Here is a 14,787-nt window from a genome sequence, read left to right on the forward strand (position 1 = left end):
CGTGGAGCGCAGCGCAGACGTCCTGCTCGCCGACGGGTCCACCGCGCATCTTCGGCAGATCCGTCCCGAGGACGCGCCCGCCATCGTGGAGTTCCACTCGCGGATGAGCGACCGCACCCGCTACCTGAGGTACTTCTCGCCGTACCCGCGGATCCCCGAGCGCGACCTGCAGCGTTTCGTCAACGTGGACCACGTCGACCGGGAGGCCTTCGTCACCGTCACCGACGACAAGATCACGTCGGTGGGCCGGTACGAGCGGCTCGGCCCGGACTCCCCGGAGGCCGAGGTCGCCTTCGTGGTCGAGGACGCGCTGCAGGGCCGGGGTATCGGCTCGGTGCTGCTGGAGCATCTCGCCGACGCTGCCCGCGAGCACGGCATCACCCGGTTCGTCGCCGAGGTGCTGCCGCAGAACAGCGGCATGTTGCGCGTCTTCGCCGACACCGGCTATCAGGTGCAGCGGCAGTACGCCGACGGCGTCGTCCACCTCAGCTTCCCGATCGCGCCGACCGAGAAGTCCCGGGAGGTGCAGGAGTCCCGCGAACACCTCACCGAGGCGCGGTCGATCGCCCGGCTGCTCGCACCGCGAAGCATCGCCATCTACGGCGCCAGCGCGACCGGTCACGGCATCGGCGCGGCGATGCTGGGCAACCTGCGAGACGGCGGCTACACCGGCGCCATCGTGCCGGTCCACCCCACGGCGGAGCGGGTGGCCGGTCTCCAGGCATACCGGACCGCAACAGAAGCCCCAACCCCCATCGACCTCGCGCTGATCGCGGTGCCGGCGGAAACCGTGGCCGAGGCCGGCGCGGACGCGGCAAGGGCGGGCGCCGGCGGCCTGGTCGTCATATCAGCAAATTTCGATAAAAATAAGACAAAAGTGCTGGTCGAACGCACCCGCGCAGCCGGCCTGAGAGTCATCGGCCCCAGCAGCTTCGGCATCGCGAACACCGACGCCGAAGTACGCCTCAACGCCACGATGTCCCCCCGCCTCCCGACAGCGGGCCGCGTCGGCTTCTTCAGCCAGAGCGGAGCACTCGGCGTCGCCCTGCTGGCCGAGGCCGACCGCCGCGGCCTGGGCCTGTCCAGCTTCGTCTCGGCAGGCAGCCGCGCCGACGTCTCCGGCAACGACCTGCTGCAGTACTGGCAGGACGACCCCGGCACCGACGTCGTCCTGCTCTATCTGGAGACGTTCGGCAACCCGCGCAAGTTCGCCCGGCTGGCCCGCCGGATGAGCCGGATCAAGCCGGTGGTCGCGGTCGCCTCGGCCGCCCGCCAGCTCAGTGAAGAGGGTGAAGCCGGCGACCTGCCCGGCCCGGACGCGCACGCGGTGACCGCCCTGTTCGCCCGCTCCGGCGTGATCCGGGTGGACACCGTCCAGGAGCTCTTCGACGTCGGCATGCTGCTCGCGCACCAGCCGCTGCCGTCCGGTCGCCGGGTCGCCGTGGTGGGCAACTCGTCGGCGCTGGCCGAGCTGGCGGTGGTGGCCTGCCGCGCCAACGGCCTGACGCTGGCCGAGGGCTATCCGCACGACGCCGGCCCGGACGCGACCGCGCACACGCTGGCTGACGCGCTGGCCGACGCGGCCGTCGACGAACGGGTGGACGCGCTGGTCGCGGTCTGCGCGCCGCCGGTGCCGGGCCAGCTCTCCGACGAGGACGCCGACTTCGCCACGGCGCTGGCCAGTGTCGCTCTGGCGGGCGAGAAGCCGACGGTGGCGACGTTGGTCTTCGGCAAGGCGCCGCCGCGCGTACCGGTCTATCCGTCGGTCGAGGAGTCGGTGCGCGCGCTGGCCAAGGTGATCAATTACGCGGAGTGGCTGCGCCGGCCGCCGGGTGTGCTGCCCGAGCTGACCGGCGTCGACGTGGCAGCCGCGGAGGCGGCGGAGACTGCGGAGGATCTGCTCGCCGCTTATGGGATCTCGGTGGCGCCGTCCACGCTCGCGACCTCCGAGCAGGAGGCGGTGGCGGCGGCGAAAGACCTGGGATATCCGGTCGCGCTCAAGGCGGCAGGTGGTGGGTTGCGCCATCGGATCGACCTCGGCGCCGTGCGCCTCGCGCTTTCCGACAAGCATGGGGTACGCGACGCGTACCGCGATCTGAGCGCCTCGTTCGGCCCGGACGTCCTGGTGCAGACCATGGTCCCGCCCGGTGTGGCCTGCGTCGTCGAGCTGGTCGAGGACCCCGCGTTCGGCCCGGTCATCGGCTTCGGCCTGGGCGGCGTGGCCAGCGAACTGCTCGGCGACCTGGCCTGGCGCGCCGCGCCGCTGACCGACCGGGCCGCCGAGGCCCTGGTCGACGAGCCGCGTGCGGCGCCGCTGCTGCACGGTTACCGAGGGTCCACCCCGGTGGACCGGGCCGCGCTGATCGATCTGCTGCTGCGCGTCGGCCGCCTGGCGGACGAGCACCCGCGGGTCCGGTCGCTGACACTCAACCCGGTGCTGGCCCGCCCGGACGGCTTCTCGGTGCTGCACGCCGCCGTCGAGTTCGGCGATGCCGGTGTCCGCCCGGACACCGGCCCCCGAAGACTGCGCAGTGCCTAGACTGCGTTGTTCTTAGACGGCGTAGGCCTCGAGGCGGGAGGCCCGCTCCGGGTCACGCAGCTTCAGCATCGTGACCTTCTCGATCTGGCGGATGCGCTCGCGGCTGAGGCCGAACTCGCGGCCCACCTCGTCGAGAGTGCGCTGCCGGCCGTCGTCCAGGCCGAAGCGCAGCCGGATCACGGCCGACTCCCGCTCGGAGAGGGTGGCCAGCACGATCTCCACCTCGCTGCGCAGCTCGCCCTGCGCGACGCCCTCACCGGGCTGGTTCGGGTCGACAGCGGCGACGAAGTCACCGAGGGCGCTCTCGCCGTCCTCGCCGACCGCCTGGTCCAGGCTGACCGGCTCCCGATCGTACGAAATCAGCTCGATGACCTGGAACTCCGGAACGTCCATGGCCTTGGCGATCTCGGCGATGCTGGGCTCCCGGCCGAGTGACGCGGCCAGGTCGCGCCGGCAGCGGACCATGCGGTTGACCTGCTCGACCATGTGCACCGGGATGCGGATGGTGCGGGCCTGGTCGGCCATGGCGCGGGTGATGGCCTGGCGGATCCACCAGGTCGCGTACGTCGAGAACTTGTAGCCCTTGGTGTAGTCGAACTTCTCGACCGCGCGGATCAGGCCGAGGTTGCCCTCCTGGATCAGGTCCAGGAACGCCATGCCGCGGCCGGTGTAGCGCTTCGCGATGCTCACCACGAGACGAAGGTTCGCCTCCAACAGGTGATTCTTCGCGGACCTGCCCTCGGCGACGATGATGTGGAGCAGAGGCGCCAGCTCGGCGGGGGCGCCGGCGAGCTTCTCCTCGGCGTAAAGGCCGGCCTCGATCCGCTTGGAGAGGGTCACCTCCTCGACCGCCGTGAGCAGGCGAGTGCGGCCGATGCCGTTGAGGTAGGCGCGGACCAGGTCGGCGGAGACGCCCCGCTCGTCGGTCGCGTCCAGGTCGGTCAGCGTCTCGACTTCGTCGGTCATGATGTCCTCGACGACCTTGGACTCCGACGCCTTCATCTCCAGGACCACTTTGAGTCCCCTCCCCGCGATAACGTCTCGTGCGTACCAGCCCGCATTCGTGCCGGTGAGAAGTAGCTTGGTCCGCGGCGCGTTAAGCGGAGGTGAGGCCAGCGTCCAGGTGGCATGAATCGGGGAGAACCCTGACGTCGTCAAGCCGACAACCTTGGCGTTCACTCACCCTGAGTACTTGTGACGACTCGATAATGTGCATGCCCTAGGAAGGGGATGGCTGTGGTCTTCAAACGCATGATGCAGGCGCTCGGTGTGGGTGGTCCGTCGGTGGACACCGTCCTGGCGAACCCGAACACGTACCCCGGCGGGTTTCTGGAGGGCCAGGTGCACATCGTCGGCGGCGACCACGCCGTCGACGTGGAATACCTCGCCGTCGGCCTGCTGACCCGGGTCGAGGTCGAGAGCGGCGACAATGAGTACCAGACGAACCAGGAGTTCCACCGGCAGCGCCTGACCGGTTCGTTCCGGCTGGAAGCCGGTGTGCGCCACGACGTCCCGTTCCGGTTCGAGGTGCCCTGGCAGACGCCGATCACCGAGCTGTACGGGCAGCGCCTGCACGGCATGACGATGGGCCTGGCCACCGAGCTCGAGGTCGCCCGCGCCGTCGACAAGTCCGACCTGGACCCGGTGATGGTGCACCCGCTGCCGGCCCAGGAGCGGATCCTGGAGGCGTTGCTGCGCCTCGGATTCCGGTTCAGCAAGGCGGACGTGGAGAAGGGCCGTGTCTACGGTGTGGAGCAGCACCTCCCGTTCTACCAGGAGATCGAGTTCTACCCGCCGGGGGCGTACGCGAGCGGCATCAACCAGCTCGAGCTGACCTTCCTGCCGACGCCGCAGAAGCTGCAGGTCGTGCTGGAGCTGGACAAGCGCGGCGGCCTGTTCACCGAGGGCCACGACGCGTTCGGCAGCTTCGACGTCGACTACGCCACCGTCGACCAGGTGGACTGGACCGCTCGCCTGGACCAGTGGCTGCGCCAGTCCGCCCAGCGCCGCGGTCTCTTCTAAAGCTCCAGCAGGACCGTCTGCGGTCCGACGTTCACGCTTTCCACCAGCATGTGGGCCCGGAAGCGACCCGTCTCCACGGTCGCTCCCCGGGCCCGCAACGCGTTCACGAACTCATCGATCAGCGGTTCGGCGACCTCGGCCGGCGCGGCCGCGCTCCAGGTGGGACGGCGGCCCTTGCGCGCGTCGCCGTACAGGGTGAACTGGCTGACCACCAGCACCGGAGCGCCCACGTCCGAGGCCGACCGCTCGCCGTCCAGGATGCGCATCTCCCACGCCTTGCGGGCCAGTTCGGCGGCTTTCGCCGGGGTGTCGTCGTGCGTCACGCCGACCAGCACCAGCAGACCGTCCTCGATCTTGCCGACGATCTCGTCGCCGACGGTCACGCTCGCCCGCCCGACGGTCTGGACCAGTGCGCGCATCGTGCTCCCGTCACCGGCCGCGCGGGTCGCGGCCCCGATCAGCGACGGTATCCGAGCTCGATCAGACACTTCCCGGCAGGCCGGTGTTCGCTTTGCGGCTGATCGAACTGTCCCTATATCGGCTTTTCGCGGTGGATGCCGGTGCCAGGATTTGCCTGGTCGAAGGGGGCCGCCGGCCACTGAGCTCCGGCGCCGGCCAGCAGGTCGTGCTCCCGCTCGCGGCGACCTGAATCCGCACCCCACGTGCGCCGGATCAACCGGACTCAGATGGGAGACCACCCATGCCCCTCACCAGCACCAGCACTGTGCGTACGACCGAGACCAAGACCAGCCGTCCGGCCGCCGCGCCCGTCTCGGCGCGTCCCGCCGCCAAGGGAGGCGACTCGGACGCGACGAGACGCCAGGCGCGGTCGGTGGCCAAGCAGCAGCAGGCGGCCGAACGGATCGCCACGGCCACCGCGGAGATCTCCGCGCAGAACGCCCAGGCCGCCGAGGCCTCCCGCCAGCTCTCCGACTCGATGCAGCAGATCGCGGCGGGCGCGGAGCAGGCCTCCGGCGCCACGCAGACGAGCCTGGCCTCGATGAACGAGGTCGAGGAGCGCGTCGGCCGCCAGGGGCAGGCCACCCGTCAGGTGGCGGACCTCAGCCAGGCCCTGCAGGGCCTGCTCATCGAGACCCGGACCGGGATCAGCAACCTGCTTGCCAATGTCGACAGCGCCTCCACCCGCCAGACCGCCTCGGTCGCCACCATCACCGAGCTGGAGAAGCAGGCTGACGAGATCGGCGAGATCGTCAAGACGGTCGCGCACATCGCCGACCAGACCAACCTGCTGGCGCTGAACGCCGCGATCGAGGCGGCCCGGGCCCGGCAGCACGGCAAGGGCTTCGCCGTGGTCGCCGACGAGGTACGCACCCTCGCCGAGACCAGTGAGCGCAGCGCGCGGCAGATCCGCGACCTGATCGACGAGGTGCGCAGCAGCGTCACCGAGATCGCCGGCGCGGTGCAGAACTCGGCGGAGACGGCCCGGGGCGAGGTGGAGAAGGGCAAGTCGATCACCTCGCAGTTGGAGACGATCCGGGCCGACATGGGCACGATCATGGCGGGTGCCACCGAGATGGCCGCCGCCGCCGAGCAGGCCAAGAAGGCGGCGGCCAGCGCCAAGCAGCGGTCCGAGGAGATCGCGGCGGCGGCCGAGCAGCAGTCCGCGGCGTGCGAGGAGTCGCTGCAGACGGTCGGCCAGCAGACCCAGGCTCTGCGCCAGAGCGACCAGGCCGCGGAGTCGCTGGCCGAGGTGGCCGAGACGCTGCGCAGCAGCACCGACATCGCCAAGAGCGCCGAAGAGGTGGCCTCCGCGGCCGAGGAGCTCTCCGCCGCGGTGGAGGAGATCAACCGTGCGGCGAGCCAGATCAACGTGGCGATCAACGAGATCAACAGCGGTGCGCGGACCGCGGCCGAGAAGAGCCAGCAGACGGCCGAGGCGGTCAATCAGATCGAGAAGGGCGCCCAGCTGTCGGCGGAGCGCGGTGGCAGCGCGGTGGAGCGCGCCGACGTGATCCTGGAGCTGCTGGGCACGAACAAGCAGGCGGTCGACTCGATGATCGGGGCGATCGGCGCGGCGGCCCGGGAGGGCATCGACAACGTCCGCAAGGTCACCGAGCTGGAGCAGATCTCGCGGCGGATCGACAAGATCGTCGACGCCATCGCGAACGTCTCGATCCAGACCAACATGCTCGCGGTCAACGGCTCGGTCGAGTCGGCGCGGGCCGGCGAGTTCGGCAAGGGCTTCGCCGTGGTCTCCACCGACATCCGCAACCTGGCCCGGGACTCGGCCGACAACGCCGATCGGATCAAGGACCTGGTGAAGTCGGTGCAGGACCGGATCGTCGAGGTCCGTGCGGACCTGGAGGAGACCAGCCGGCTCTCGCTCGCCGAGGTCGAGTCCGCCAAGGCCACCACGCAGCGGCTCGAGGAGATCGAGCGCGACATGCAGCAGGTCCGCGGGGGCAATGAGGAGGTCCGCGAGTCCGCCCAGCAGATCGTGAGCGTGCTCGGTTCGGTCAAGACCGGCTTGGACCAGATCTCCTCGGCCGCCAATCAGGCCGAGCAACTGGCCGGTCAGGCCTCCACCGCGGCCAAAGAACAGTCGCAGGGCGCCGAGGAACTCGCCGCCGCGGTCGAGGAGATCGCCGCGCTCGCGGACGAGCTCCAGAACGCCGCCTGACGCCGGCTCGAGGGGAGGTGACACCCATGGACGTCGACCAGATGGCGGACACCGAGGAGTTCGACGAGGACACCGCCGACTACGTCACGTTCGACATGGCGGGGGAGCGGTACGCGTTCCCGATGCGCCAGGTTCAGGAGATCATCCGGATGCCGGCCGTGGTGAAGGTCCCGCTCGGCCCGCCCTCGCTGGAGGGCCTGGCGAACCTGCGCGGCCGGGTACTGCCGGTGGTCAGCCTGCGCCGGTGCTGTGCGATGGACCAGACCGGGCACGACGAGACCACCCGGGTGATCGTGGTCGACGGCGGTGTTCCGCTCGGCTTCGTGGTGGACCGGGTGTCGAGCGTGATCAGCATCGACCCGTCGAAGGTGGAGTCGGCCGACGCCGTGCAGTCGACGGTCCGCTCCGACGTCCTGGTCGGGGTGATCAAGTCGGACGGCGGCGGGATGACCACGGTGCTCGACGTGGACCGGCTGATCGGCAGCCAGTTCGCCCGCCTCTCCGAGCCACGGACCGGCCGGGACGGCGCCACCGCGACCCGGATGGCCTCCGGCGACGGCGACGGCGAGCTGGACGACACCCTGGAGCTGGTCAGCTTCGCGGTGGAGGGCCAGGAGTACGCGCTGCCGATCGACCAGGTGCAGGAGATCGTGCAGGCACCCGAGTCGGTGAGCCACGTGCCGAACGCCGGAAGCCGGGTGCTCGGCGTGATCGACCTGCGCGGCCGGCTCCTGCCGGTGGTGAGCATGCGCCGGGTCTTCGGGCTGCCGGTGACACCGCTGGAGCCGCAGAACCGGATCGTGGTCGTCTCCATCGACGGCGGCGTGGTGGGCGTGGTCATGGACACCGTCCGTGAGGTGCTCCGGGTGCCGCACCAGCTGGTCGCGCCGCTGCCGAGCGTGGTCGCCGGCGAGGGGCGCAAGACCGAGGTGGAGTCGGTCTGCCGGCTGGAGGACGGCAAACGCCTGGTCTCGGTGCTGAGCGTGAACCGGATGTTCGACTCCCCTGAGGTGCGCAACGAGATCGCCGAGTACCGGGAGGACGACCAGGAGATGGCCGAGGAGCAGGCGGGCACCGCCGACGACGGGCGCGGCGACGAGGAGCTCTTCGTCGTGTTCCGGCTCGACGAGGAGGAGTACGCCGTCGACGTCGACGCGGTGCAGGAGATCATCCGGGTTCCGGAGGCGCTGATCCGGGTGCCGAAGTCGTTCGACTTCGTGGAGGGCCTGGTCAACCTGCGCGGCACCGTGCTGCCGGTGGTGGACCTGCGCATCCGGCTGGGCCTGGGGCGTACCGAGCGGGACGAGCGGCAGCGGATCGTGGTGCTGATCATCGGCGGGGTGCGCACCGGCTTCATCGTGGACTCGGTGGCCGAGGTGGCCCGGGTCGGGCGCAACGTGCTGGAACCCGCGCCCGAGTTGTCGGCCGAGCAGGCCCGGGTGGTGTCGCGGGTCGCGAACCTGCCGGACCAGCAGCGGATGCTGCTGCTCGTGCAGGTCGACCAGCTGCTCGCCGCCGGCCAGGCAGCGGAGGCGGCGGAACTCTGCGAGACCGCCGTCGAAGAGGCCCTGGCCGCCGTCTGATCGGAGTCGCCGGTGCCCCCCACCTCTGTCCTGGTAGTCGACGACTCGGCGCTGATGCGCCGCGCGCTCAAGGGCATCCTCGCCGACGCGGGCGACTTCGAGGTGCACACCGCCCGCAACGGCGTGGACGCGCTGGAGCAGCTCGTCCGGCTGCACCCGGACGTGGTGACCCTCGACATCAACATGCCCGAGATGGACGGTCTCACCTGCCTCGCCAAGATCATGGAGGAGCAGCCGACGCCGGTGGTGATGGTCTCCTCGCTGACCGAGCACAACGCGCTGGTCACGCTGGAGGCGCTGGAGCTGGGTGCGGTGGACTACGTGCCCAAGCCCGGCGGCACGGTCTCGCTCAACATCGAGGAGGTCTCCGGCGACCTGGTGGCCAAGGTGCGCGCGGCGGCGTCGGTGCGGCTGCGGAAGGCCGGCGGGCTGACCGCGCGGCTCAAGGCACAGACCCGGCGGACCCGTGCGGCGGCACCGCCGCAGCGGGAGATCGGCGAGGTCGGCTCCGTCGACCTGGTCCTGATCGGATCCTCGACCGGCGGGCCGGCGCTGCTGTCCGAGATGCTGCCCGGCCTGCCGGCGAGCCTGGGCGCGCCGGTGGTGCTGGCCCAGCACATCCCGGCCTCGTTCACCGCGGCGCTGGCCCGGCGGCTCGACGAGGCGTGCGCGCTGCGGGTGCACGAGGTCGACCGGATCATGAACCTCCAGCGGGGCAACATCTACATCGGCCGGGGCAACGCGGACGTGGTCGTCGCGCGGCGTACCGACGGCCTGATCGTCAAGAGCGTGCCGGCCGCCGCCGAGTACCGCTGGCATCCCAGTGTGGACCGGCTGGTCAGCTCTACCCGGCGTTACGTCGACCCCGCGCGGCTGGTCTGCGTGCTGCTGACCGGGATGGGCGACGACGGCGCCACCGAGATGGCGGCGGTCAAGGAGGACGGCGGCCGCACCATCGCCGAGTCTGAGGAGACCGCCGTGGTCTGGGGCATGCCCGGCGAGCTGTCCCGGCGCGGCGGGGCCACGGTGGTGCTTCCGGCATACGAGATCGCGGCCCGGCTGGCTGACTGGGTTCGGTGACTAGTCGAGAAAGGGTGGTCCTGTAATGGGACTGGTGCGCAAGCAGGCCCCGCAGCAACCCGAGGAGGTGCTGCCGCCGGAGTCGCCCTCGACCGAGACGCTGCTGGGGCAGATCGGCGACGCGGATGCGAACGTGCGCCGGGAGGCGGCACTGGGTCTGTCCGGTGCGGCCGAGGCGGTGCCCGAGCTGCTCGCCCGCGTCGCGGTGGAGACCGAGACGAACGTACGCGACGCCGTGCTCACCACACTGGCGGCCCACGACACCGAGCCCGTGGCCGGCGCCCTCGCCGTGCACCTGGCCAGCGACGACGCGGCCCTGCGTACGGCCGTCGCCGAGGCACTGGCGAGCATGCCCGCGTCGATGCCGTCGCTGATACCGGACCTGCTGGCGGCGCCCGACCACGACGTACGCGTGATGACCGCGATGGTCCTCGCCGACCTGGCCCATCCCGAGGCGCAGGTCTGGCTGACCCGGATGATCGCCGAGGACCCGCATCCGAACGTGGTCACCGCGGCCATCGACGCCCTGCTGCCGGCCGCCGGCGCGGAGCACGCTCCGGTGCTGGAGGCGGCCGTGGCGCGCTTCCCGGACGACCCGTTCCTGCGGTTCACGGTCCAGGCGGCACTGCCGCGCCTGACCGGGAAGCAGTGATGGTGAGCACGACCGCCGCCGGGACAGGGCTCTCGGACGCGGATTTCACACGGTTCGTCGAGTACTTCTACAAGCGCACCGGTATCCACTTCAACGCGGGCAAGCGCTACTTCGTCGACAAGCGCATCGACACGTGCGTCCGCAACTCGCCGTACGACACGTTCACCAGCTGGTTCGCCGCGCTGCGGATGAGCGACAAGTCCGCCATGCTGCAGGACCTGATCAACCAGCTGACCGTCAACGAGACGTACTTCCTGCGCGAGGACTACCAGTTCGACGCGATGCTCAGCACGGTGCTGCCGAACGTGCTGCGCGACCGCGGCGGGATCGGCCGGATCACCGGGCCGGTGAAGATCCTCTCGCTGCCGTGCTCGACCGGCGAGGAGCCGTACTCGATCGCACTGCGCCTGCTGGAGGAATGGGACCAGATCGACAACGTCGACGTGGAGATCCACGGCGCCGACATCGACAGTGAGGTCCTGGACAAGGCGGCACACGCCAGTTACGGCGAGCGGTCGCTGCAGCGGGTGCCCAAGTCCTGGCTGAACAAGTACTTCACCTCGGTCGGCGCCGGCCGGTACCAGGTCGACGAGGGGATCCGCAGCGCCGTGACGCTGCACCGGGTGAACGTCTGCGACACCGCCGCGATGCGTGCCTTCCGCGACTACGACGTCATCTACTGCCGCAACGTGCTCATCTACTTCGACGAGCTGTCCAGCCGCCGGGCCGCCGAGAACCTGTTCGGCGCGCTGCGCCCCGGCGGGTACCTCTTCCTCGGTCACTCCGAGTCGATGAGCCGGATCTCGCCGATCTTCACGCCGACCCGCCTGCCGGAGGGCATCGTCTACCAGCGACCGACCGGAGCCAACTGATGACCTCGGATACCGCCAGCAAACCCCGGGTGCTCGTCGTCGACGACGCCGCCACCGTGCGGCTCTACCACACCAGCCTGCTGTCCGACGCCGGCTTCGAGGTGGCCGAGGCGGCGAACGGCCTGGAGGCCGTGGAGGCCGCCATGACCACCTCGTTCGACCTGTTCGTGGTGGACGTCAACATGCCGAAGATGAACGGCTACACGTGCGTGGAGACGTTGCGCTCGGAGACGGTCGGCACCGCGGCGCCGGTCCTGATGATCAGCACCGAGGACCGGCCGGGTGACGCCGACCGCGCCTACCAGGCTGGGGCCAACCTCTATCTCGTCAAGCCGGTGACCGGGGAGCGCCTGGTCCGGATCGCCACCATGCTGACCACGGGTGGGCAGGCATGAACCCACTGCTCGCCCAGTTCCTCGCCGAGGCCAACGACCTGCTCGCCCAGGTCGACGAGGGCCTGCTCCAGTTGGAGCGCGAACCCGGCGACCCCGAGCTGGTCAACGAGGTGTTCCGCGCGGCGCACACCTTCAAGGGCTCGTCCGGGCTCTTCGACTTCCCGGAGCTGACCCGGCTCACCCACGCGGCCGAGGACCTGCTGGACGCGGTCCGCGCCGGCCGGCTCGGCCTCGACTCGTCGATGACCGACGACCTGCTCGCCGCGTTCGACCTGATCCGGGGCTGGCTGGCGCACGTCACCACGCACGAGCGGCTCCCGGCGAGCGCCGGCAACGACGCGGCCGGGCTGATCACCAAGCTGCGCGCCCCGCTCGGCGGCGAGGCGGTCACCACCACACAGACCGCGTCCGGACCGGTGCAGACGGTCGACGTCGCACCCGAGTGGCTCGCCTGGTTCGACGCCGAGTGGCTGACCGAGACCGCCTCCTGGCTGTCAACCACGTCCTCGACCATGCGCTTCGTGCGCTACGTGCCGGACAGCGACTGCTTCTTCCGCGCCGAGGACCCGCTGCATCTGATCCGCCAGGTGCCGGGCCTGGACAAACTCGGTGTGGTGCAGCCCGAGCAGTGGCCGCCCGCCGAGGAGTACGACGAATACGTCTGCCTGCTCTCCTTCGTGCTCGCCACCCGGGCCGCGGTCGGCGAGCTGGAGTATCTCTTCCGATACGTCCCGGACCAGATCCAGATCGTCGAGCTGGACGCCGACGCGATCACCCGGCACCTCAGCGGCGAGCCTCCGTTGCGCACCGAGGAACCGATCACGGTCGCGGTGACCGAGGTGATCGACTCGGACCTGGCGGCCGACGCGCGGGCGATGCTCGCCGCCGCGCACCGGTCGCTGGACATCGCCGAGCGGGACGGGATCCAGCTGCGGGCGATCGCGCACACCGCGGTCTCGGCGGCGCACGCACTCGGCGTACCCCTGGATCTGACCGGCGCGGACCGCGCGACCGTGCAGGCGGCGGTGGAGCGCCTGCTCACCCGGGCCGCGCCGGAGCCGGCGGGCCCGATCGCCACGCCGGCCACCGCCGGTTTCACGGCGGCTCCCGCACCGGTGCCGGTGCCCGCGACCGCGCCGGCCGACATGGCGGGCCGCGCCGAGGACCCGGGCGGGCAGGTCGGCACCCGGGTGCTCAAGGTCGACCAGGAGAAGGTGGACCGGCTCATGGAGCTGGTCGGCGAGCTCAACGTGGCGAAGAACGGCCTCACGTTCCTGGCCGACGCCGCCGAGGAGGAGTTCGGCAGCCGGGTGCTCAGCCGCCGGATCAAGGATCAGTACGCCGGCCTGCACCGCATCGCCGAGGAACTGCAGGCCGCGGTGATGGACGTCCGGATGCTCCCGCTCTCGGTGGCGTTCGGGCGCTTCCCACGCCTGGTCCGCGACCTCAGCCGGCGGCTCGGCAAGAACATCGAGCTGGTCACCGAGGGCGAGGACACGATGGCCGACAAGGACGTCATCGAGGCGCTCGGCGACCCGCTGGTCCACCTCGTGCGCAACAGCCTGGACCACGGCGTCGAAACGGCCGGCGAGCGGGCCGCGGCCGGCAAGTCCGGCACGGCGAGGCTCACCCTGACGGCCGTGGCCGACGGCGACGCGGTGATCGTCGAGGTCGCCGACGACGGGCGCGGCGTGGACCCGGAGCGGGTCAAGCGCAAGGCGTACGAGAAGGGGCTGATCAACGAGGAGGAGCTGGAGTCGCTCTCCGACAGCGACGCCGTCGACCTGGTGTTCCGGCCCGGGTTCTCCACGGCCGACGAGGTTTCGGATCTGTCCGGGCGGGGAGTCGGCATGGACGCGGTCCGGGCCAGCGTGGAGAAGCTCGGTGGCACGGTCACCATGCGCTCCAAGCTCGGCCAGGGCACGTCGACCCGGCTACGGCTCCCGCTGTCGATGGCGGTCACCCAGGTGATGGTCGTCAGCGTCGCCGGTCAGCGGTTCGGCATTCCGGTCGACCTGGTGGTGGAGACCGTACGCGTACCCGCCGCCGAGATGGGCCACGTGCTGCACCAGGAGGTGGTCGTGATGCGCGGCGAGGTGGTCCCCGTGATCGACCTGGCTCGTGCGCTCGACATGCCGTGGGAGCCGGACCCGGTGGCCGACCGGGCGATCCTCGTGGTGAACGTGAACAACCAGCGGGTCGGCCTGCTGGTCTCGGCGTTCCACCGGGAGGTCGACGTGATCCTCAAGCCGATGGAGGGCCTGCTCGCGTACGCCGACGAGTTCTCCGGCACAGCGCTGCTCGGCGACGGCCTGGTGCTGCTGGTGCTCAACATGAAGGAGGTGCTCGGTCTTGCCGCTCGAGTTGCATGACGACAGCGCCACGCTGGTCGGCGTGGTGACCGTGGACGAGGTCGAGCAGCTGGCCGGCTGGCTGCGGGCCGCGCGCAAGCCGAAGGTGAGCCTGCGCCGATGCAACCATCTGCACACCGGTGCGCTCCAGGCCCTGCTGCTTTTCCGCCCGAAGATTTCCTCGGCACCGAATGACGCCTTCCTGGCGGCACAGGTGCTGCCGCTGCTCAACGGGAGCAGTGGCCTCGCCAGCCGACCGGGAAGCGATCCTCCATGACCACTGTGATGCTCGTCGACGACTCCGCGACCATGCTCATGAGCCTCAAGTCGATTCTCACCAAGGCCGGGTACGCGGTGGAGACCGCCGGCCACGGCAAGGAGGCGCTCGACAAGCTCGGCAAGGGAGTCAAGCCGAACCTGATCATCAGCGACGTCAACATGCCGCAGATGGACGGGATCACGTTCGCCCGCGAGGCGCGCAAGGCCCCCGGTATGCGGTTCACCCCGATCCTCATGCTGACCACCGAGTCGGAGCAGACCAAGCGCACCGAGGCGAAGAACGCGGGCGCCACCGGCTGGCTCGTCAAGCCGGTCGGACCGGACCAGCTGCTCGGCGTCATCAAGCAGGTTCTGCCCGGGGCCTGACCGGCTC

Annotated in this window: 13 protein-coding genes; 11 read left to right on the top strand and 2 right to left on the bottom strand. The window is 70.5% G+C overall.

Annotated elements, in window-relative coordinates; all coding sequences use genetic code 11:
• The first annotated feature begins 1 nt into the window (after position 1).
• Positions 2-2,539 (top strand): GNAT family N-acetyltransferase, encoded by a 2,538-nt coding sequence (locus tag AB0M02_RS05230; protein WP_364221673.1) that lies wholly within the window; start codon positions 2-4, stop codon positions 2,537-2,539.
• Positions 2,540-2,551: 12 nt separating this feature from the next.
• On the opposite strand, the gene sigB is transcribed toward AB0M02_RS05230, so the two are convergent.
• Positions 2,552-3,505, bottom strand: a complete 954-nt coding sequence (gene sigB, locus AB0M02_RS05235; protein ID WP_364222584.1) for an RNA polymerase sigma factor SigB — start codon at positions 3,503-3,505, stop codon at positions 2,552-2,554.
• 270 nt (positions 3,506-3,775) lie between these two features.
• Between sigB and AB0M02_RS05240 the strand changes: the two genes are divergently transcribed.
• Entirely contained in the window at positions 3,776-4,561 is a 786-nt protein-coding gene (locus AB0M02_RS05240) for a sporulation protein (RefSeq protein ID WP_364221676.1), read from the top strand.
• On the opposite strand, the gene dtd is transcribed toward AB0M02_RS05240, so the two are convergent.
• Positions 4,558-4,980 carry a D-aminoacyl-tRNA deacylase gene (dtd, locus tag AB0M02_RS05245; RefSeq protein WP_364222587.1) on the bottom strand — a complete coding sequence of 141 codons (423 nt, stop codon included), beginning with the start codon at positions 4,978-4,980 and terminating at the stop codon, positions 4,558-4,560. The genes AB0M02_RS05240 and dtd overlap by 4 nt on opposite strands.
• 281 nt (positions 4,981-5,261) lie before the next feature.
• Here dtd and AB0M02_RS05250 point away from each other — a divergent pair, with 281 nt between their 5' ends.
• Genes AB0M02_RS05250 through AB0M02_RS05290 form a run of 9 tightly spaced genes read left to right on the top strand, consistent with a single transcriptional unit; the run spans position 5,262 to position 14,780 of the window.
• On the top strand, positions 5,262-7,202 hold the full coding sequence (locus AB0M02_RS05250; RefSeq protein WP_364221679.1) for a methyl-accepting chemotaxis protein: 1,941 nt from the start codon (positions 5,262-5,264) through the stop codon (positions 7,200-7,202).
• 26 nt (positions 7,203-7,228) lie between these two features.
• Positions 7,229-8,785 carry a chemotaxis protein CheW gene (locus AB0M02_RS05255; protein ID WP_364221682.1) on the top strand — a complete coding sequence of 519 codons (1,557 nt, stop codon included), beginning with the start codon at positions 7,229-7,231 and terminating at the stop codon, positions 8,783-8,785.
• A 12-nt stretch (positions 8,786-8,797) separates the two neighbouring features.
• Positions 8,798-9,865, top strand: coding sequence for a chemotaxis-specific protein-glutamate methyltransferase CheB (gene cheB / locus AB0M02_RS05260; protein WP_364221684.1), 1,068 nt, complete (start codon positions 8,798-8,800; stop codon positions 9,863-9,865).
• A gap of 25 nt (positions 9,866-9,890) precedes the next feature.
• Positions 9,891-10,517, top strand: coding sequence for a HEAT repeat domain-containing protein (locus AB0M02_RS05265; protein WP_364221687.1), 627 nt, complete (start codon positions 9,891-9,893; stop codon positions 10,515-10,517).
• The gene (locus AB0M02_RS05270; RefSeq protein ID WP_364221690.1) at positions 10,517-11,389 is read left to right on the top strand and encodes a protein-glutamate O-methyltransferase CheR; all 873 of its coding nucleotides are present in this window, start codon (positions 10,517-10,519) and stop codon (positions 11,387-11,389) included. The genes AB0M02_RS05265 and AB0M02_RS05270 overlap by 1 nt, the downstream gene beginning before the upstream one ends.
• The gene (locus AB0M02_RS05275) at positions 11,389-11,784 is read left to right on the top strand and encodes a response regulator (protein ID WP_364221693.1); all 396 of its coding nucleotides are present in this window, start codon (positions 11,389-11,391) and stop codon (positions 11,782-11,784) included. Before AB0M02_RS05270 ends, AB0M02_RS05275 begins: the two co-directional genes overlap by 1 nt.
• The gene (locus AB0M02_RS05280; protein WP_364221696.1) at positions 11,781-14,156 is read left to right on the top strand and encodes a chemotaxis protein CheA; all 2,376 of its coding nucleotides are present in this window, start codon (positions 11,781-11,783) and stop codon (positions 14,154-14,156) included. Before AB0M02_RS05275 ends, AB0M02_RS05280 begins: the two co-directional genes overlap by 4 nt.
• On the top strand, positions 14,137-14,412 hold the full coding sequence (locus tag AB0M02_RS05285; protein WP_364221699.1) for a hypothetical protein: 276 nt from the start codon (positions 14,137-14,139) through the stop codon (positions 14,410-14,412). Before AB0M02_RS05280 ends, AB0M02_RS05285 begins: the two co-directional genes overlap by 20 nt.
• On the top strand, positions 14,409-14,780 hold the full coding sequence (locus AB0M02_RS05290; RefSeq protein WP_364221702.1) for a response regulator: 372 nt from the start codon (positions 14,409-14,411) through the stop codon (positions 14,778-14,780). Before AB0M02_RS05285 ends, AB0M02_RS05290 begins: the two co-directional genes overlap by 4 nt.
• Positions 14,781-14,787 lie beyond the last annotated feature (7 nt).

Origin of the sequence: Actinoplanes sp. NPDC051861 (assembly GCF_040681145.1) — a bacterium.
In the GTDB taxonomy this organism is placed as follows: domain Bacteria; phylum Actinomycetota; class Actinomycetes; order Mycobacteriales; family Micromonosporaceae; genus Actinoplanes.